Here is a 20,281-nt window from a genome sequence, read left to right on the forward strand (position 1 = left end):
TTACCGGCCATTATGCCCCGTTTGCCGCGGCACAAATCCGGTAAAACCCGCTGCCCTTGGGGCAGTCACGGGTTGTGACACATATCAGCAGTGTCGCAAATCAATGTGACAGCTGTGCGTGCAACTCCTGCACCGAGTACACGTCCAGGTTGCCGCGCATGGCCTTCATGCCGTCCACGGCGGCTTCAGCGCCGAAGATGGTGGTGAAGGTGGTCACACGTGCCAGCAGCGCGCTGGTACGGATCTGGCGCGAGTCGGCGATGGCGTTGCGGCGGTCTTCCACGGTGTTGATGACCATGGCGATTTCACCATTCTTGATCATGTCCACCACATGAGGGCGGCCTTCGGTCACCTTGTTGACGGCTTGCACGCTCAGGCCGGCAGCTTCCAGCGCAGCAGCCGTGCCACGCGTGGCGCACAGCGTGTAGCCCATGGCCACCAGCTCCTTGGCCACAACCACGGCGCGCACCTTGTCGGCGTTCTTCACGGACAGGAAGATCTTGCCTTCGGTCGGCAGCTTGACGCCGGCGCCCATCTGGCTCTTCACAAAGGCTTCGCCGAAGGTCTTGCCCACACCCATGACTTCACCGGTGGACTTCATCTCGGGGCCGAGGATGGTGTCCACACCGGGGAACTTCACGAAGGGGAACACGGCCTCCTTGACGCTGAAGTAAGGTGGAGTCACTTCCTTGGCCACGCCCTGCTGGGCCAGCGTTTCGCCGACCATGCAGCGTGCCGCCACCTTGGCCAGCTGAATGCCGGTGGCCTTGGAGACAAAAGGCACGGTACGCGATGCGCGGGGGTTCACCTCCAGCACATAGATCACATCCTTGCCGTCGCGCTCCTGAATGGCGAACTGCACGTTCATCAGGCCAACCACGTTCAGGCCATGGGCCATCTCGGCAGTCTGACGCTTGATCTCGGCCACGGTTTCGGGCTTGAGGTAGTAAGGGGGCAGCGAGCAGGCCGAGTCACCGGAGTGAACGCCAGCCTGTTCGATGTGCTCCATCACGCCGCCGATGAACACGGCACCGGTCTTGTCACGCACGCAGTCCACATCGCACTCGATGGCATTGGACAGGAAGTGGTCCAGCAGCACGGGGGAGTCATTGCTCACCTTCACCGCTTCGCGCATGTAGCGCTCCAGATCGCGCTGCTCGTGTACGATTTCCATCGCGCGGCCGCCCAGCACATAGGAGGGACGCACCACCAGGGGGTAACCGATGGAGGAAGCGTGTTGCAGCGCTTCTTCTTCGGTACGGGCCGTGGCGTTTGGCGGCTGCAGCAGCTTGAGTTCGTTGAGCAGCTTCTGGAAGCGCTCGCGGTCTTCGGCAGCATCGATGGAGTCAGGCGAAGTACCAACGATGGGCACGCCTTCCTTTTCCAGGCCCAGGGCCAGCTTCAGAGGGGTCTGGCCGCCATACTGCACGATCACGCCGGCAGGCTGCTCCACGTCCACGATCTCCAGCACGTCTTCCAGCGTCAGCGGCTCGAAGTACAGGCGGTCGGAGGTGTCGTAGTCGGTGGACACGGTCTCGGGGTTGCAGTTGACCATGATGGTTTCGTAACCATCTTCGCGCATGGCCATGGCAGCGTGCACGCAGCAATAGTCGAACTCGATACCCTGGCCGATACGGTTGGGGCCACCGCCCAACACCATGATCTTTTTCTTGTCCGTGGGCGCTGCTTCGCATTCCTCGTCGTACGTGGAGTACATGTACGCAGTGTTGGAAGCGAACTCGGCCGCGCAGGTATCCACGCGCTTGAACACGGGACGCACCTTCAGGGCCTTGCGCGCTTCGCGCACGGCCTTGTCGGAGGTCTTGAGCAGCTTGGCCAGACGGCGGTCGGAGAAGCCTTTTTGCTTCAAGGTACGCAGTGTGGCGGCATCCAGCAGCGACAGCGCCTTGTCACCATGGGCTTCATAGTGCTTGTCCAGGTCGAGTTCGATCTTCACGATCTCTTCGATCTGCACTAGGAACCACTTGTCGATCTTGGTGATGTTGTGAACTTCGTCCAACGTCCAGCCGGCAGCGAAAGCATCGCCCACATACCAGATGCGGTCGGGACCGGGCTCGCCCAGTTCCTTTTCCAGGATCTCGCGGTCCTGGGTCTTCTCGTTCATGCCGTCCACGCCCACTTCCAGACCGCGCAGGGCCTTCTGGAAGGATTCCTGGAAGGTACGGCCGATGGCCATCACTTCACCCACAGACTTCATCTGCGTGGTCAGGCGGTTGTCGGCAGCAGGGAACTTCTCGAAGGCGAAACGTGGAATCTTGGTGACCACGTAGTCGATCGAAGGCTCGAACGAAGCCGGGGTCTTGCCGCCAGTGATTTCGTTTCGGAGTTCGTCCAGCGTGAAGCCCACGGCCAGCTTGGCAGCGATCTTGGCAATGGGGAAGCCCGTGGCCTTGGAAGCCAGCGCCGAGGAACGCGAGACGCGGGGGTTCATCTCGATGACGATCATGCGACCGTCCTTGGGATTCACCGAGAACTGCACGTTGGAGCCACCCGTATCCACACCGATCTCGCGCAGAACGGCCAGAGATGCGTTGCGCATGATCTGGTATTCCTTGTCGGTCAGTGTCTGTGCGGGAGCCACGGTGATGGAGTCACCGGTGTGCACGCCCATCGGGTCCAGGTTTTCGATCGAGCAGACGATGATGCAGTTGTCAGCGGTGTCGCGCACCACTTCCATCTCGTACTCTTTCCAGCCCAGCAGGGACTCCTCGATCAGCAGCTCGTTGGTAGGCGAGGCCTCCAGACCGCGCTTGCAGATGGTCTCGAACTCTTCCGAGTTGTAGGCAATGCCGCCACCCGTACCGCCCAGCGTGAAGCTGGGGCGGATCACCGTGGGGAAGCCTACGTGCTTTTGCACTTCCCAGGCTTCGTCCATGGTGTGAGCAATACCCGAGCGCGCGGAGCCCAGACCGATCTTGGTCATGGCGTCCTTGAACTTCAGGCGGTCTTCGGCCTTGTCGATGGCTTCGGGCTTGGCACCAATCAGTTCGACTTGGTACTTGTCGAGCACGCCGTGCTTCCACAGGTCCAGAGCGCAGTTCAGCGCGGTCTGGCCGCCCATGGTCGGCAGGATGGCATCGGGGCGTTCCTTGGCGATGATCTTCTCGACCGTCTGCCAGGTGATGGGCTCGATATAGGTGACGTCCGCGGTGGCGGGGTCGGTCATGATCGTGGCAGGGTTGCTGTTGATCAGGATGACCTTGTAACCCTCTTCGCGCAGGGCCTTGCAGGCCTGAACGCCGGAGTAGTCGAACTCGCAGGCCTGACCGATCACGATGGGACCGGCGCCAATGATCAGAATGCTTTTTAGGTCGTTGCGCTTAGGCATTGTTGTGTTTCTCCATCAGCGCTGTGAAGCGGTCAAACAGATAGCCGATATCGTGCGGGCCGGGCGATGCTTCGGGGTGACCCTGGAAGCAGAAGGCGGGAACATCGGTGCGCTCCAGGCCTTGCAGCGTGCCGTCGAACAGGCTGATGTGCGTGGCGCGGGTGTTGGCGGGCAGCGACTCGATTTCCACGGCAAAACCGTGGTTCTGGCTGGTGATGCTGACGCGGCCGGAATCCAGGTCCTTCACGGGGTGGTTGGCACCGTGATGGCTGTTTTGCATCTTGAAGGTCTTGGCGCCGGAGGCCAGGGCCATGATCTGGTGACCCAGGCAGATACCGAACAAGGGCTTCTTGGCAGCCATGATCTCTTGCGCAGCGGCAATCGCATAGTCGCAAGGTGCGGGGTCGCCAGGGCCGTTGGACAGGAAAACGCCATCGGGGTTCATCGCCAGCACATCCTTGGCGGGTGTCTGGGCAGGCACAACGGTCACATCGCAACCGCGCTCGGCCAGCATGCGCAGAATGTTCTTCTTCACGCCGAAGTCATAGGCCACGACCTTGAACTTGGGCGATTCGAGCTTGCCGTAGCCTTCGCCCAGCTTCCATTCGGCTTCGGTCCAGGGATAGGCCTTCTCGGTGGTCACCACCTTGGCCAGATCCAGACCCTTCATGTCGGGCGCAGCCTTGGCGGCGGCAATGGCTTCGTCGATCCTGGCCTGGGTTACTTCTTCACCGGCAGCCAGACCCACGATTGCACCATTCTGTGCACCCTGGTCACGCAGCAGACGTGTGAGCTTGCGGGTGTCGATGTTGGCGATGGCGACAGTCTTGCCCTCGATCAGGTACTCGGACAGCGTCTGTGTGCTTCGGAAGTTGCTGGCCAGCAAAGGCAGGTTCTTGATGATGAGACCTGCGGCATGGATCTTGTCAGCCTCGACATCTTCAGGATTGACACCATAGTTGCCGATATGCGGATACGTGAGCGTCACGATCTGCTGGCAGTAGCTGGGGTCGGTGAGAATTTCCTGGTAGCCGGTCAGCGAAGTATTGAAAACAACTTCACCAACGGTGGTGCCTTGCGCACCAATCGAGTTGCCAATAAAGACCGTGCCGTCTGCGAGCGCCAGGATGGCGGATGGGAAGTTTCCCTTGAGAGACAAAAGCACTGGGTTCTCCGGTTTTTTAATTACGGTTACGCCCAACGAAGCCCCGGCATAGGTACTGGGACGTTTGTGTCTACAGGGAATGGCGAGAAAGCGTCGCTAGGCGTATGAAGATGCTTGAAAGCCGCCCATTATAAGCCCCGGTCGCTTCAGCCCTGTGATTCGCTGCGGGATTACCCTCTGCGCCGCAGCATGCTTACGCTGCTCGCATGCAGGCAGATCGCCGCAGCCGCCCCCACATTGAGTGACTCCTCACCTCCAGGCTGCGCAATGCTGATTCGGTGCTGCGCCATTTCCATCAACGCATTGCCCACACCCTGCCCCTCATGACCCATGGCCCAGGCGCAGGGCCAGGGCAGGTCTGCGTCATGAATCAATGTCCCCTGATGGGAGCTGGTCACTATCAGAGGCACTTGCAAAGCCTGCACATCTTCGACGGAAGCCGCCTCCACCAGATGCAGGCCAAAATGCGCCCCCATGCCAGCACGCAGCACCTTCTGGCTCCACAGTGCCGCCGTTCCCTTGAGGGCCACGATCTGCTTGAAACCGAAGGCCGACGCGCTGCGCAGGATAGAGCCCACATTGCCCGCATCCTGCACCCGATCCAGCACCACGGTGGACACGCCGGATTGAGGCTGAACACCGGCATCCCAATCCATCACATAGCCCATGCGCGCCGGCGATTCCAGACTGCTGATTTCGTCAAACAAGGCATCGGCAAGCACTATGACTTTGCCAGCAGGCAACACCCACTCCTCGGGCGCTTGCGGCCAAACAGACTGGGCGAACACCGCCACCTTGGGTGCCAGGCCGCGCGCCAGTGCGGCGCGGCACAGATGATCCCCCTCCAGCCAGACCTGCGCCTGCTTGCGATAGGCCGTGCTGTCCTGTGAGAGGCGGCGCAGTTCTTTGACAAAAGCGTTGTCGCGCGAATGAATTTCCGTGACCTGGGGGCGTGCAGCCATGTCAACCTCTGAATGCAAAAAAGCACGACTTACGCCAATCAGGTTCAGCAAGACGTTTGCCCCATGGGCATATTCCTTGTGAATCCTTGTTTGCGTAAGTCCTAAAAAGAAAACCCGGCCTGCTCCTGCAAACCGAGCCCATGGTCCGAAGATAAGACGCCCGGGCCAGCCTCTGGCCGCACTCGGGAATGCCTCGGCCCTACTCAGTTGTAAAGCGACGCCTGCGACATCATCAATGTGGAGGCGACGCCGGAGATGCCGCTCTCGCACAGCACAGGCTGGGCCAGACCACCTTCGCACACAGGCCCCGCCTGCAAAGCCTGGGCCACGGGTGAAAAGGAACGCCGATGCTCGGCCGTCGCGCCGTGAACGCGCAAGGCTTCCAGATGCGCCGCCGTGCCATAACCCTTGTGCGCAGCAAAGCCATATTGCGGGTACTGGGCATCCAGCCGCTCGCACCAGCGATCACGCGTGACTTTGGCCAGAATCGAAGCCGCCGAAATCGCCTGCACCAGCGCATCGCCCTTGACGATGGCCTCGGCCTGCACATCGATCTGCGGCAGTTGATTGCCATCCACCAACACCAGCACGGGCTTGAGACGCAAGCCCATCACGGCGCGGCGCATGGCCAGCATGGTGGCTTTGAGGATGTTGATCTCGTCGATCTCCTGCACCGAGGCCTGGGCTATGCAAAAGCACAGCGCCTTGGCACGGATCTCGTCATAAAGCACCTCGCGGCGGTTGGCCGTGAGCTTCTTGGAGTCGTTCAGCCCGGCAATGGGCTTCATGTCATCCAGAATGACGGCGGCCGCCACCACCGGGCCGGCCAGCGGGCCGCGTCCTGCCTCATCCACCCCGGCAACCAGCCCGGGCGGATGCCAGGGCAGGCAGCCTTGCTCAAGCAGAGGGGGTGGCAATGATTTTTTCGATCGCATGGGCAGCCAGTTCGGCAGTATCTCGGCGCAGTTCGTGGTGTAGCGCGGTGAAGCGCTCAACCAGCGCTTCAATGGTGACAGGAGAATCCTGGCTGGCACGCAGCCAGCCCAGTGCGGCTTGCGCCAGTGCCTCAGGGGTTGCCGCATCCTGCAGCAGCTCGGGCACGACGAAGTCGCCGCACAGAATATTGGGCAGCCCCACCCAGGGCTGCAGCTGCTTGCGCTTCATCAAGCGCCAGCTCCAGGGGTGCATGCTGTAGCTGATGACCATGGGGCGCTTGTAGAGCGCGGCCTCCAGCGTGGCCGTGCCACTGGCAATCAGCGTGCAGTCGCAGGCAGCCAGCACATCGTGGGACTGGCCCTGCACGATGATGGCCCTATCCTGCATGCCGGCCTCGGCTGCAATACGGCGCACCTCGTCGATCTGTGCAGGAACTGCGGGAACTATGATTTTGGTAGCTGGCAGCGCTTTTTGCACAAGGGCTGCAGCCTTGAAAAAGCCAGCAGCGATATAGCGCACTTCCGAGCGGCGGCTACCGGGCAGCAGCGCCAGCACCGGGCCATCCTCGGGCAGGCCCAGACGCGCGCGCGCAGCCGCGCGATCGGGATGCAGCGGAATCACCTGGGCCAGCGGATGACCGACGTAAGTAGCCGATATGCCATGCTGGGCCAGCAACTCCGGCTCGAATGGGAAGATGCACAGCACATGATCGGCCGCGCGGCGGATTTTCTCCACGCGGTCGGCACGCCAGGCCCAGATCGACGGGCAGACAAAGTGCACGGTCTTGACACCCGCCTCGCGCAGCGAGGTTTCCAGGCCCAGATTGAAATCCGGCGCGTCCACACCGACAAACACCGCAGGCGGATGGGCAATCAGACGCTGGCGCAGCTTTTTGCGAATGCCCAGCAGCTCGGCCACACGGGCCAGCACTTCCCAACTGTAACCATGCACGGCCAGCCGCTCGGACTGCCACCAGGCATCAAAGCCGCGCTGCTGCATCTGCGCGCCGCCAATGCCCATGGACTGAAGCTGGGGCCAACGCTGGCGCAAGCCATCGAGCAGCAGCGAAGCCAGCAGATCGCCCGATGCTTCGCCTGCCACCATGGCAATGCTGGGCACTATGGAATCTGCAGCTGCTTGCACCGGCTGCTTGGAGCTTTCAGAGCTGTTCACGTCTCAATCTTCAGTGTGGTCGGCGCAAGCCGCTATGCAAAAAATAGCTGCAGACGCTATCAGCGCGCAATGCCGCGAGTGGATGCTGCCAGAAAGCCCAGCATATGATCCACATCCTGCACGGCTTCGGGCATCTCGGCCTTGAGGCCTTCGATGGCCTGCTTGGCAGCTTCCAGCGTCAGGCTCTGGCGGTAGAGCAGCTTGTGCATCTGCTTGACGGCCGCCAGGCGCTCCGGCGTGAAGCCGCGGCGGCGCAGGCCCTCGACATTGAAGCCGCGCACGGCCAACGGGTTGCCGTCCACCATCATGAAGGGCGGCACATCCTGCGAGATATGGCTGGCAAAACCCGCCATCACATGGGCACCGATATGTGTGAACTGGTGCACGCCCGTGAGGCCGCCCAGAATCGCCCAGTCGTCCACATGTACATGACCGGCCAGCGTGGCGTTATTGGCCAGGATGGTGTTGTTGCCGACCATGCAGTCATGGGCAATATGCACATAGGCCATGATCCAGTTGTCATTGCCAATGCGGGTCTCACCACGGTCCTGCACGGTGCCGGTATTGAAGGTGCAGAACTCGCGCACCGTATTGCGGTCACCGATCACCAGACGCGTGGGCTCACCCGCATATTTCTTGTCCTGAGGCTGGGCACCCAGCGACGCAAACTGGAAGATCTGGTTGTCACAACCGATGGTGGTATGGCCCTCGATCACGCAGTGCGCGCCAACCGTGGTGTTGGCGGCAATGCGCACCTTGGGCCCGATGACGGCATAAGGCCCCACCGATACCGATGAATCAAGCTCCGCCGCAGGGTCGACCACTGCGGTGGGGTGAATAAGACTCACAGCCGTCATCAGCACTTATCCCACGTGACGCATGGTGCACATCAGCTGTGCTTCTGCGGCCACTTCGCCGTCGACGCTGGCCACGGCGTTGAACTTCCAGATGCCGCCACGCACGCGGTCGATGGTGATTTCCAGGGCCAGCTGGTCTCCAGGCACCACGGGGCGCTTGAAGCGCGCGGAATCAATGCCCACGAAATAGTAGATATTGTTTTCGTCCGGAACCTGCCCCATGGCATCAAAGGCCAGCAGGCCTGCGGCCTGGGCCAGAGCTTCCAGAATCAGCACACCGGGCATGACAGGGCGACCGGGGAAGTGACCGGTGAAGAACGGCTCGTTGAAAGTCACGTTCTTGATCGCCTTGATGCGCGTGTTGCGCTCAAGCTCCAGCACCCGATCCACCAGAAGAAAGGGGTAACGGTGAGGCAGTTGCTTGAGAATTTCTTGGATATCCATCATCAATTTCCGTTGTTGCTTTGCTGGTTCCGAGCCAGCGCTTGTTCAAGCTTTTTGACACGCTCGCGGAGCGCATACAGCTGCCTGAAGGTTGCAGCGTTCTTTTCCCATTGCTCGTTCTCTTGCAACGGAAAGATGCCTGTGTAAAAGCCCGCTTTGGGCAGGGAGCGCGTGACCATGGATGTCGGCGAGATCACCGTGCCATCCGCAATCGTCAGATGCCCCAGAATATTGGCCGCACCGCCGATCTGGCAATGCCGTCCGATGCGCGCACTGCCGGCAATACCGGTATTGCCGGCAATCACTGTATGTGCACCGATGTGCACGTTGTGAGCGATCTGCACCAGATTATCGATCTTGACGCCATCTTCAATGATGGTGTCGTCGAGTGCCCCACGATCAATACAGGTGTTGGCGCCAATTTCCACATCGTTGCCTATGCGCACCGCCCCCAGCTGCTCGATCTTTTCCCAGCGACCTGCCGATGGCGCAAAACCAAAACCGTCCGCACCGATGACCACACCGGGATGCACGATGCAGCGCTCGCCCACCACACAGCCCTGGCCGACGGTGACGCGCGACTTGAGCACGGTGTCTGCGCCAATCACGGCGCCAGCATCCACCACGCACTGCGGTCCGATATAGGCCGAAGCATGCACGGTCGCCGACGCATCGACCACGGCACTGGGGTGGACTCCGCTAGGCTTCTGGCCCTGCTGGTTCGCCTTCCACCACTGTGTGGCACGCGCAAAATAGGCATAGGGATCGGCCGTGACAATGCAGGCACCGCGCTGCGCGGCTTCATCACGCATCGCCGGCGCCACAATGACACAGGCCGCCTGTGAGGCGGCCAGTTGCTGGCGATAACGAGGATTGCTTAAAAAGCTCAGATCTCCGTGGCTCGCGGAATCCAGCGGAGCGATACGCGAAATGGACATTTCGCGTTCGCCTCCAACCAGCTCTCCACCGAGCGCATCGAGAATCTGTCCCAATAGAGCGCTCACGTTAATGCAACCCTTGGGCTTACTTGGAGCCGTTCAGGTTCTTGATCACCTTGTCTGTGATATCGAACTTGGGGTTGATATACACAGCTTCTTGCAGGATCACGTCGTACTTCTCAGACTCGGCCACTTGCTTGACGACCTTGTTGGCGCGATCCAGAACCGCAGCCAGCTCTTCGTTCTTGCGAGCGTTCAGGTCTTCCTGGAATTCGCGACGCTTGCGCTGGAATTCACGATCCTGATCCACCAGTTGACGCTGGCGCGAAGCACGCTGGCTTTCGGCCATGGTGGGCGCTTCACGTTCGAACTTGTCCGAAGCAGTCTTCAAAGCATTGCCTTGATCGACCAAATCTTTTTCACGCTTAGAAAACTCCTGCTCAAGCTTGGCTTGGGCAGCCTTGGCGGCAGAAGCCTCACGGAAGATGCGATCCGTGTTGACAAAGCCCGCCTTGAATTCCTGTGCATGCGCAGAGACGGCCATGGCGCCAAGCAGCACAGCCAAAGAAAGATGGCTAGAGAGAGATTTCATTAGAAAGATGTTCCGATTTGGAATTGCAGTTTCTGGATTCTATCGCCGGTTTCCTTGCGAATTGGCTGAGCATAAGCCAAACGCAGCGGACCTAACGGCGAAATCCAGCTGATACCGATACCCGTGGAGGCTCGCAGGGAGTTCAGCTCCATGCTTTCACCTTCCGCCCATACATTACCCACGTCAACAAAGGTGAACAGACGCAGGGTTCTGTCATTTCCGGCACCAGGGAACGGGATCATGAATTCGCCGTTCAGGGTCAGCTTGCGCGTACCGCCCAGAGCCAGATTGGTATTGACGCTGTCGTGACGACCCAGCGAGCCCTGTTCAAAGCCGCGCACCGATCCCAAACCGCCAGAATAGAAGTTCTTGAAAATAGGATATGGGTTGCCACCAATACCCTTGCCCCAACCCAGTTCGCCATTCAGCGCAATGGTGTACTTCTTGTTCAGGGGAATATATTGCTGAATCTGGTAATTGGCCTTCCAGTAGCGCATATCGCTGAGGAAAGATGCTTCCAGATTCACACGCTGATAACGGCCGGCATTGGGAGCCAGGGCGCTATCGCGATTATCACGGGACCAGCCCAGAGTCAGAGGAATGCCGGTCTTCGAGCAGCCTGTATTGGAAGTGGCCGTGCCACCGCAATATTCGCTGTAGACGCCGGGCATATAGGTGCCGGGCTTGATCTCGTTGCCTTCGACGCCGGCGCCAAAGAAGATCGTGTCCACTTCGCTGAACGGCACACCAAAGCGCACGCTCGCACCCTTGGTGACGATCTTGTAGGCGCCGTCGTCATAGTAAGGACGGGTGGTACGGTAATAGACGTCGTAGGTACGCGAGATGCCCGTATCCGTGAAGTACGGATTGGTGGTGGACACCACCAGAGTGCGGTTGTACTTGCTGGTGTTGACATCCAGGCCCAGATAATTGCCGGAGCCGAAGACGTTTTCCTGCTTGATGCCGAAGGACAGCGAAACCTTTTCCGCACTGGAGAAGCCGGCACCCAGCTGAATCGAGCCAGTGGGCTTTTCCACCACGTTAATCAGCAGGTCCACCTGATCCGGAGAGCCAGGCACTTCCTGGGTTTCGATTTCCACCTGGGTAAAGAAGCCCAGACGGTCCACGCGGTCGCGCGAGAGTTTGATCTTCTGACCGTCGTACCAGGAGGCTTCGAACTGGCGGAATTCACGACGGATCACTTCATCGCGTGTCTTGTTATTGCCGCTCACATTGATGCGACGAATATAGGCACGGCGCGAAGGCTGGGCCTGCAGGACGACCTGCACCCGGTTATTCGCACGGTCGATTTCAGGCACGGCTTCGACCTTGGCAAAGGCAAAGCCGAAGTTGCTGTAATAGTCCGTAAAAGCCTTGATGGTGTCGGAAACCTGATCGGCGTTATAGGGCTCGCCGGGCTTGATCTTGATCAGCGACTTGAACTCGTCATCGCGGTCCAGGAAGTTGCCTTCCATCTTCACACCGGACACCACGTACTGATTACCCTCGTGGATATTCACGGTCAAACCGATGTTCTGCTTGTCCGGAGAGATGGCCACCTGCGTGGAGTCGACACGGAACTCCAGATAGCCGCGCTGCAGATAGTAGGAGCGCAGGGCTTCCAGGTCCGCATTGAGCTTGTTGCGCGCGTAGCGGTCCGACTTGGTGTACCAGCTCATCCAGTTGCCGGTGTCCTGGTCGAACAAATCCGTGAGCGTGGACTCCTTGAAGGCCTTGTTGCCCACAATGTGGATTTCATTAATCTTGGCAGGCTCTCCCTCGGAGACCGTGAAGGTCAGGTTCACGCGGTTGCGCTCTATAGGCGTCACCGTGGTCACCACTTCCGCGCCATACAGACTGCGGTTGATGTACTGACGCTTGAGCTCCTGCTCGGCGCGATCCGCCAAAGCCTTGTCGAAAGGACGGCCTTCGGCCAGCCCCACATCGCGCATGGCCTTGGTCAAGGTGTCCTTGTCGAATTCCTTGGTACCGGCAAAGCTCACCTCGGCGATGGTCGGGCGCTCTTCCACGACCACGACCAGCACATTGCCATTGGCTTCCAGGCGCACATCCTTGAACAGACCCAGAGCAAACAGCGAACGGATGGCTGCAGCACCCTTTTCATCGTTGTACTCGTCGCCCACACGAACAGGCATGGATGCAAAGACGGTACCCGGCTCCACACGCTGCAGTCCTTCGACACGGATGTCCTGAACTTTAAAAGGCTCCAGCGCCCACGCGGCCTGCGCAGCCAAAACCATAGCAGCCAAGGCAGTAGCAGTGCGCTTGCCAAAGCGATTGAAATGTTTTTTCATGTGTGGAATTGCCGCCAGCGCGGCTTACCGAAAGCGGTAGAAAATTAGCCCCAGAGCCGATTGATATCGTTGAAAAAGGCGACTGACATCATCAGTAGGATTACAGCCACGCCAGCGCGCTGCAACCTCTGCGCCCAGACATCAGAGACATTCCGCCCCGTCACGCCTTCCCAAAGATAATACATCAGGTGCCCACCATCAAGAACGGGCAATGGTAGCAGGTTGAGTACGCCCAGACTGATGCTGATAAGCGCAAGAAACGATAAATACTGTACCAAGCCCATGCTGGCGGATTTGCCTGCGTAATCGGCGATCGTCAGAGGGCCGCTGATATTTTTCAATGAAGCCTGACCAATCAGCATGCGCCCCATCATGCGCAGCGTCATCGAGGACAGTTCCCAGGTTTTCTTCACCCCTGCCGCCAGGCCGTCCCAAGGCCCCAACCGTACTTCCACCATGGCAGGTTGCCCGCCAATATAGGCATTCACGCGAGCCGTTGATGGCTGACCATTCTTGCCATCGACCCGCTCGGGCCTGACTTGCAGCTGCAGCGTTCGACCATTGCGCTGAACCACCCAGATCTGAGGCTCGGCCCCAGCTGCACCAAGCTGGCGAATCATGTCCAGCAGCTGCAGACCATCGGAAGCAGGCTTGCCATTGAGGCTTTGTACCCAGTCACCCTTGCGCACGCCCGCCTGATCTGCGGGCCCGCCCTTCACCACATCATCGACTACGGGCGAAGTCCAGGCACCGACCAGACCGAGCTGCTTCATGAAGGCCGCATCGGGCTCTTTCTGCGCCAGGCTGCCCAGATCCAGCTTGAGCACGCGAGGTGCAGCATTTCCATCTGCCGCGACTTCCAGCTCAACAGATTCACCTTCAATGGCCGCCGTGGTGATGGCCCAGCGCAAATTGCTCAGGGAAGTGACCGTCTCCCAGTCCTGCCCACCCTTGGCAATACGCCGAACCCAGTCACCACTTTGCACGCCAGCCGTCTGCAGGATCGAACCTGCGGGAGGTGCGGCCAGCCGCGCCGCAGGTTCGCTCTGCCCCATCCAGTTCACTGCGGTCAGCAAAGCAACCGCCAGCACCAGGTTGGCAATCGGTCCTGCAGCCACAATGGCGGTGCGTGCACGCAAGGGCTGGTTGTTGAAGGCCAGATGCCTTTCCTCGGGGCTGACCTCGGCTTCACGCTCGTCGAGCATGCGCACATAGCCTCCCAGGGGCAGGGCTGCAATCACGTATTCGGTACCGGACTTCTTGCTGGTCCAGCGCAGCAGAGGCCTGCCAAAGCCGATGGAGTAACGCAGCACCTTGACGCCACAAGCCACGGCCACCCGATAGTGCCCCCACTCATGCACAGCAATCAGAATGCCGAGCGCAACGATGAAAGACACAACTGTCAGCAACACCTGATACTCCTTTTTTCCAATCAGCCAAAGGAATGCGGGCCGCAGCAGATCCCGTTACGACTCGCCGACGACATCAGTGAACGCTATCCCGCGATCACAGTGCCCATTGTCGCGCGACCGATGCCGCCTGCTCCCGCGCACGTGCATCCAGAGCCATCAGGTCTTCAAGACTGGATACATTGCCGGGCTGCACGGACTCCAGCGTCTGCAGGTTCACCGCATGAATACGATCAAACGACAGGCGGCGCTCAAGAAAGGCCGCAACGGCAACTTCGTTGGCGGCGTTAAGCACCGTGGTCGTCCCTTCGGGCGCACGCAGCGCCTGCCAGGACAGATGCAGACCCGGAAAGCGCTTGGCGTCAGCCTCTTCAAAGGTCAGCGCAGCCAATTGAGCAAAGTCCAGCAGCGGTGCGCCACTGGCAATGCGCTCGGGCCAGGCCAGGCCGCAGGCAATGGGCACACGCATATCAGGCGTCCCCAGTTGCGCCAGCACCGACGAATCCTTGAACTGCACCATGGAATGCACGATCTGCTGCGGATGAATGACGACCTTGATCTTCTCGGGCGCCATGTCGAACAGCCAGCGCGCTTCGATCACCTCCAGCGCCTTGTTCATCATGGTGGCCGAATCCACCGAAATCTTGCGGCCCATGGAGAAATTGGGGTGCGCACAGGCCTGCTCCGGCGTGATCTCGGACAAGGTAGCCGGATCACGCTGGCGGAAAGGGCCGCCTGAAGCCGTCAGCAGCAGGGAGTCCACACGGTCTGCCCAGGTGCAGCTGTCTTCGGGCAGGCACTGGAAGATGGCCGAGTGTTCGCTATCGATAGGCAGCAGGGTCGCACCATGACGCTTGACCGCATCCATGAACAAAGCGCCGCCCACTACCAGAGCCTCCTTGTTGGCCAGCAGCAGACGCTTGCCCGCCTTGGCAGCCGCAAGACATGGAGCCAGACCAGCTGCCCCCACGATGGCGCCCATGACGGCATCTACATCGGGATGGGAAGCTATTATTTCAAGAGCATCTTGCGCTTGAAGGACTTGCGTTTGAAGCCTATTTTGCTTCAGCTTCTCCGCCAGCTGCTGAGCATGGGGCGCACTGGCCATCACGGCAAACTGCGGCTTGAACTGGGCGCATTGGCCGAGCATCAAGTCCACTTGCGTGGCTGCGCTCAGCGCAAAGATTTCATATTGATCGGGGTGGCGAGCCACCACATCCAGGGTATTGGTTCCTATGGAACCGGTAGAACCCAGAACCGTGATTTTCTGCTTCATGGATGCACAAAGGATGAGAGCATCATTGCCAGCGGCAGTGTGGGCAGAAGAGCATCAATGCGATCCAGGACACCACCATGGCCGGGCAGCAAGCCGCTGCTGTCCTTGACACCAACGCTGCGTTTGATGAGGGATTCGACCAGGTCGCCCACCACACTCATCGCAGCCATAAACACTGCAGCCAGCAGCAGGAACCATGTTCCGTGCGACTGCAGCACCGTATAGAAACTTGAAACGCTGGAGCCATAGTGACGATCCGCCCAACTCCAGACCAGCGCCAGCACCACCACACCGGCCATTCCGCCCCAGACACCTTCCCAGCTCTTGCCGGGGCTGATGGAGGGCGCCAGTTTGTTCCTGGTGAATTTGAGGCCGAAGGTTCGGCCCGCGAAATAGGCAAAAATGTCGGCCACCCAGACCAGCACCAGCACCGACAACAGGAAATTGATGCCGATGTTGCGGGCCTGAACCACGGCCATCCAGGCCAGCCACAGAGCCAGCACGCCGCCAATCAGGCGTACTGCTGCAGGGATATGCGGCCATCCCACCACACCAGCGCGCAGCAGCAATACACCGCCCAGCACCCAGCAGCAGCCAGCCACAATCCAGACCGTGGTCAGAGATTGCTGCAGCCAGCCCGCCCACCATGAGCCAGCACAAAGTGCGGTGCAAAGCGCGCCCAGCCCCAGTGCTCCAGCCTGCCCAAAACCGTTGAGTCGCCCCCACTCCCAGGCACCGGCGGCCATAAAGATCAGCATCAATACCGCAAACGGCACCGTGCTGGCGGGATAAAACAAGGCCGGCAGCAAAATGGCCAGCAATATCAAGGCGGTAATGACGCGCTGCTTGAGCATGGCACCTCTTGTGGTTAGGCCGTCAAAGTCGCATCCGACGGCTGTTGAATTTGTTCCGAAGTCTGGCCAAAGCGACGCTCCCGGCCACTGAACACCGAGATGGCTTCGTCCAGCGCTGCTTCGTCGAAGTCGGGCCAGAGGCTATCGCTGAAGAACAGCTCCGTGTAAGCGGCTTGCCAGAGCAAAAAGTTGCTGATGCGCGTTTCACCACCGGTGCGAATCATCAGATCCGGATCAGGCACATGTGCCAGCGCCATGGCCTTGTCGAGGTTTTCCGGCGTCAGCTCCAGGCCTTGCTCCACCACCTTCTGCGCGGCCTGGGCGATGTCCCAGCGGCCTCCGTAGTTGAAACAGACATTGAGAATCAGGCGCGTGTTGTGCGCCGTGATGCGTTCTGCCTCGGCCAGGCCTGCGCGAACCTTCTCGCTCAGCCCCTGGCGATCACCGACGAAGTACAACCGCACGCCATCGGCACTCAGTTGCTTGACTTCCTTGGCCAGTGCTGTCGCCAGCAGGCTCATCAGGCCCGAGACTTCTTCCTGCGGGCGATTCCAGTTCTCCGAGGAAAAGGCGAACACCGTCAGCACCTGCACGCCCTGCTCCACGCAGGCACGCGCGCAGCGGCGCAGAGACTCCACGCCCTGCTTGTGACCGGCAAGGCGTGGAAGCAAGCGGCGCTTGGCCCAGCGCCCATTGCCATCCATGATGATGGCGATATGGCGCGGGACCGCGCCGTTCTTTGAGCTTGTCAAAAGTGCAAGTCCTTTGGCTTGATGCCTTAGACCGCCAGGATGTCCTGCTCTTTGGCAGCCACCAGCACGTCGATCTCGGCAATATGCTTGTCCGTGATCTTCTGTATCTCGGCTTCGGAACGCTTCTGATCGTCCTCGGAAGCCTCCTTGTCCTTGACCAGCTTCTTCACGCCTTCGTTGGCATCGCGGCGCAGATTGCGGATGGCGATCTTGGAGTTTTCGCCTTCGTTGCGCGCCAGCTTGGTCATTTCCTTGCGGCGCTCTTCGCTCATGGGAGGCATGGGAACGCGGATCAGGTCCCCCATGGATGCGGGGTTCAGGCCCAGATCACTTTCGCGGATGGCCTTTTCCACCTTGGCTGCCATGTTCTTTTCCCAGGGCTGCACGCTGATGGTGCGGGCATCCAGCAGGGACACGTTAGCCACCTGGGACAGCGGCACCATGGAGCCGTAGTACTCCACATGGATCGCATCCAGCAGGGCCGGGTTGGCACGGCCGGTACGCACGCGGGACAGGTTGTTCTTCAGAGCCTCGATGGATTGACCCATCTTGGTTTCGGTATTTTTCTTGATTTCAGCGATCGTCATGTTCTTATTCCTTCACAGGCAATAGGCCGCAGCAAACGCTCAAGCGTACACCAGAGTGCCTTCGTCATCACCCATGACCACGCTCTTGAGTGCGCCGGGCTTGACGATGGAGAACACACGGATCGGCAGCTTCTGGTCGCGGCACAGCGCGAAAGCCGTGGCATCCATGATGCCCAGATTGCGCGAGATGGCTTCGTCAAAAGTCAGCTTGTCATAACGGGTGGCGGAAGGATCCTTGACCGGATCGGCGGTGTAGACGCCATCGACCTTCGTGGCCTTCAGAACCACTTCGGCACCGATTTCGGCACCGCGCAGCGCAGCCGCAGTGTCGGTGGTGAAGAAGGGGTTGCCGGTACCTGCGGCAAACACCACGACCTTGCCCTCTTCCAGATACTGCAGCGCCTTGGGGCGCACATAGGGCTCAACCACCTGCTCGATACCGATGGCCGACATCACACGGGCCGTCAGTCCCTGCTTGTCCATGGCGTCAGCCAGGGCCAGCGCGTTCATCACCGTGGCCAGCATGCCCATATAGTCGGCCGTGGCACGATCCATGCCCACGGAGCCCCCTGCCACGCCGCGGAAGATGTTGCCGCCGCCGATCACCACCGCGACCTGCACACCCACCTTGGTCACTTCCACGATCTCGGCCACCATGCGCTCGATGGTTGCGCGGTTGATGCCGAACTGGTCATCCCCCATTAACGCCTCACCCGACAGCTTGAGCAAAATGCGCTTATGGGCAGGAATGGCGTTGGACATGGTGTTTCTCCGAGAGAAGTTAAGGTGAGAATGAAAAATGGGAGGGGAGATAAATCAATCGCGGCACCAGGCCGCGATTGTTGCTAAGGCTTAGGTTTAAGCACCAGCCTTGGCTGCAGCCACTTGGGCAGCCACTTCGGCAGCGAAGTCGTCAGTCTTCTTCTCGATGCCTTCGCCCACGACATACATCGTGAAGCCCTTCACGGTAGTGTTGGCAGCCTTGAGCATCTGAGCCACGGTTTGCTTGCCGTCAGCAGCCTTCACGAAGACCTGGTCAGCCAGGGAAACTTCCTTCAGATACTTCTGCACCGAGCCTTCAACCATCTTGGCGACGATGTCGGCAGGCACGTCAGCGGAAGTCACGGCCACGGGCTTCATGGCAGCCACGTGCATTGCCACATCCTTGGCAGCAGCAGCTTCGCCGTCGAATTCAACGACCACACCAATGCGGGTGCCGTGCACGTAGGCAGCCAGGCCGGCGCCGTTGAAAGCCTTGAAGCGGCGGAAGGACATGTTTTCGCCGATCTTGCCGATCAGACCCTTGCGCACGTCTTCCAGGGTGGGGCCGTAGCCGTCTTGCTCGTAAGCCAGAGCGCCCAGGGCGTCGATGTCGGCGGGGTTGTGCAGAGCCACCAGCTTGGCAGCGGCATTGGCCATGGCCAGGAAGCTGTCGTTCTTGGACACGAAGTCGGTTTCGCTGTTGACTTCGATCAGGCCACCCTTGTCGCCTTCGATGAAAGCAGCCACAACGCCTTCAGCGGTCACGCGGGAAGCGGCCTTGCCAGCCTTAGTGCCCAGCTTGACGCGCAGCAGCTCTTCCGCCTTGGCCATATCGCCGTCAGCTTCGGTCAGAGCCTTCTTGCACTCCATCATGGGAGCGTCGGTCTTGGCACGCAGTTCGGCCACCATGCTTGCAGTAATTGCCATCGTATTTCTCCAGTATCAGTTCGATTCGTTACAGGATTTCGGCTAAAAAAACGGGGCTTCTCAGAGCCCCGCTTTTTCTCGCGATGCGGTCGCGCAGCCGGACTTCGCTTAGGCGGCGGATGCTTCCACTTCCACGAACTCGTCGCCGTCTTCACCAGCGGCAGCCTTGACCACGTCGTTCAGACGGGCTTCACGGCCTTCCAGGATGGCGTCGGCAATGCCTTGGGCGTACAGCTGCACAGCCTTGGCGGAGTCGTCGTTACCAGGAATCACGTAGTCGATGCCTTCGGGGTTGTGGTTGGTGTCAACCACGCCGATCAGGGGAATGCCCAGCTTCTTGGCTTCAGCGATAGCGATCTTGTGGAAGCCCACGTCGATCACGAAGATAGCGTCGGGCAGGCCGTTCATGTCCTGGATACCGCCGATGTCCTTTTCCAGCTTTTCCAGTTCGCGAACGAACATCAGCTGTTCCTTCTTGGACATGGATTCCAGACCGGCTTCTTGCTGAGCCTTCATGTCCTTCAGACGCTTGATGGAGGTCTTGACGGTCTTGAAGTTGGTCAGCATGCCGCCCAGCCAGCGCTGGTCAACGTAAGGCACGCCAGCGCGCTGAGCTTGCTCAGCCACCAGTTCACGGGCTTGACGCTTGGTACCCACCATCAGCACAGTGCCGCCGTTAGCAGTCAGCTGCTTGGCGAACTTCTGGGCTTCCTGGAACATCGGCAGGGACTTTTCCAGGTTGATGATGTGAATCTTGTTGCGGTGACCGAAGATGAACGGAGCCATCTTGGGGTTCCAGAAGCGAGTTTGGTGACCGAAGTGGACGCCAGCTTCCAGCATCTCGCGCATTGTTACTGCCATGTTAATTACCTCTAAGGTTAGGTCTAAAATCCGGCCCAACGATTGCTGTAATGCTCGGAGCATTGCCAGCAACACCTTGAATAGGCCGGTTTGCTATTTGCCTTGCTTGCCTGAAAGAGCGC

General features: G+C 59.8%; 18 protein-coding genes. All 18 read right to left on the reverse strand.

Annotation, left to right across the window (positions count from 1 at the left end):
• Window positions 1–100 precede the first annotated feature (100 nt).
• Window positions 101–3,349 (reverse strand): carbamoyl-phosphate synthase large subunit, encoded by a 3,249-nt coding sequence (gene carB / locus QMY55_RS15700; protein ID WP_283485110.1) that lies wholly within the window; start codon window positions 3,347–3,349, stop codon window positions 101–103.
• Window positions 3,342–4,514, reverse strand: a complete 1,173-nt coding sequence (gene carA / locus QMY55_RS15705) for a glutamine-hydrolyzing carbamoyl-phosphate synthase small subunit (protein ID WP_283485111.1) — start codon at window positions 4,512–4,514, stop codon at window positions 3,342–3,344. The genes carB and carA overlap by 8 nt, the downstream gene beginning before the upstream one ends.
• A gap of 170 nt (window positions 4,515–4,684) precedes the next feature.
• Window positions 4,685–5,476, reverse strand: a complete 792-nt coding sequence (locus QMY55_RS15710; RefSeq protein WP_283485112.1) for a TrmH family RNA methyltransferase — start codon at window positions 5,474–5,476, stop codon at window positions 4,685–4,687.
• A gap of 203 nt (window positions 5,477–5,679) precedes the next feature.
• Window positions 5,680–6,411: a ribonuclease HII gene (rnhB, locus tag QMY55_RS15715; protein ID WP_283485113.1), complete on the reverse strand. Its 732-nt coding sequence runs from the start codon at window positions 6,409–6,411 to the stop codon at window positions 5,680–5,682.
• Window positions 6,374–7,516 carry a lipid-A-disaccharide synthase gene (gene lpxB, locus QMY55_RS15720; RefSeq protein ID WP_283488980.1) on the reverse strand — a complete coding sequence of 381 codons (1,143 nt, stop codon included), beginning with the start codon at window positions 7,514–7,516 and terminating at the stop codon, window positions 6,374–6,376. The genes rnhB and lpxB overlap by 38 nt, the downstream gene beginning before the upstream one ends.
• A gap of 128 nt (window positions 7,517–7,644) precedes the next feature.
• Window positions 7,645–8,433: an acyl-ACP--UDP-N-acetylglucosamine O-acyltransferase gene (lpxA, locus tag QMY55_RS15725; protein WP_283488981.1), complete on the reverse strand. Its 789-nt coding sequence runs from the start codon at window positions 8,431–8,433 to the stop codon at window positions 7,645–7,647.
• A 15-nt stretch (window positions 8,434–8,448) separates the two neighbouring features.
• Window positions 8,449–8,889 carry a 3-hydroxyacyl-ACP dehydratase FabZ gene (fabZ, locus tag QMY55_RS15730; RefSeq protein ID WP_003053425.1) on the reverse strand — a complete coding sequence of 147 codons (441 nt, stop codon included), beginning with the start codon at window positions 8,887–8,889 and terminating at the stop codon, window positions 8,449–8,451.
• The gene (gene lpxD / locus QMY55_RS15735) at window positions 8,889–9,890 is read right to left on the reverse strand and encodes a UDP-3-O-(3-hydroxymyristoyl)glucosamine N-acyltransferase (protein ID WP_283485114.1); all 1,002 of its coding nucleotides are present in this window, start codon (window positions 9,888–9,890) and stop codon (window positions 8,889–8,891) included. The genes fabZ and lpxD overlap by 1 nt, the downstream gene beginning before the upstream one ends.
• Window positions 9,891–9,909: 19 nt before the next feature.
• Window positions 9,910–10,416 carry an OmpH family outer membrane protein gene (locus QMY55_RS15740; RefSeq protein WP_283485115.1) on the reverse strand — a complete coding sequence of 169 codons (507 nt, stop codon included), beginning with the start codon at window positions 10,414–10,416 and terminating at the stop codon, window positions 9,910–9,912.
• The gene (gene bamA / locus QMY55_RS15745; protein WP_283485116.1) at window positions 10,416–12,731 is read right to left on the reverse strand and encodes an outer membrane protein assembly factor BamA; all 2,316 of its coding nucleotides are present in this window, start codon (window positions 12,729–12,731) and stop codon (window positions 10,416–10,418) included. The genes QMY55_RS15740 and bamA overlap by 1 nt, the downstream gene beginning before the upstream one ends.
• Window positions 12,732–12,775: 44 nt before the next feature.
• Window positions 12,776–14,143: an RIP metalloprotease RseP gene (rseP, locus tag QMY55_RS15750; RefSeq protein ID WP_283485117.1), complete on the reverse strand. Its 1,368-nt coding sequence runs from the start codon at window positions 14,141–14,143 to the stop codon at window positions 12,776–12,778.
• 94 nt (window positions 14,144–14,237) lie between these two features.
• A complete protein-coding gene (gene ispC / locus QMY55_RS15755; protein ID WP_283485118.1) occupies window positions 14,238–15,416 on the reverse strand; it encodes a 1-deoxy-D-xylulose-5-phosphate reductoisomerase in 1,179 nt (392 codons plus the stop codon).
• Window positions 15,413–16,270: a phosphatidate cytidylyltransferase gene (locus tag QMY55_RS15760; protein ID WP_283485119.1), complete on the reverse strand. Its 858-nt coding sequence runs from the start codon at window positions 16,268–16,270 to the stop codon at window positions 15,413–15,415. Before QMY55_RS15760 ends, ispC begins: the two co-directional genes overlap by 4 nt.
• 14 nt (window positions 16,271–16,284) lie before the next feature.
• On the reverse strand, window positions 16,285–17,022 hold the full coding sequence (gene uppS, locus QMY55_RS15765) for a polyprenyl diphosphate synthase (protein WP_283485120.1): 738 nt from the start codon (window positions 17,020–17,022) through the stop codon (window positions 16,285–16,287).
• A gap of 26 nt (window positions 17,023–17,048) precedes the next feature.
• Window positions 17,049–17,609: a ribosome recycling factor gene (gene frr / locus QMY55_RS15770; protein ID WP_283485121.1), complete on the reverse strand. Its 561-nt coding sequence runs from the start codon at window positions 17,607–17,609 to the stop codon at window positions 17,049–17,051.
• Window positions 17,610–17,648: 39 nt separating this feature from the next.
• Window positions 17,649–18,371 (reverse strand): UMP kinase, encoded by a 723-nt coding sequence (pyrH, locus tag QMY55_RS15775; protein ID WP_283485122.1) that lies wholly within the window; start codon window positions 18,369–18,371, stop codon window positions 17,649–17,651.
• Window positions 18,372–18,467: 96 nt separating this feature from the next.
• Window positions 18,468–19,298 (reverse strand): translation elongation factor Ts, encoded by an 831-nt coding sequence (gene tsf / locus QMY55_RS15780; RefSeq protein WP_283485123.1) that lies wholly within the window; start codon window positions 19,296–19,298, stop codon window positions 18,468–18,470.
• Window positions 19,299–19,406: 108 nt separating this feature from the next.
• Entirely contained in the window at window positions 19,407–20,159 is a 753-nt protein-coding gene (gene rpsB, locus QMY55_RS15785) for a 30S ribosomal protein S2 (protein WP_283485124.1), read from the reverse strand.
• Window positions 20,160–20,281: the final 122 nt, after the last annotated feature.

Origin of the sequence: Comamonas resistens (assembly GCF_030064165.1) — a bacterium.
Taxonomy (GTDB): Bacteria; Pseudomonadota; Gammaproteobacteria; order Burkholderiales; family Burkholderiaceae_C; genus Comamonas; species Comamonas resistens.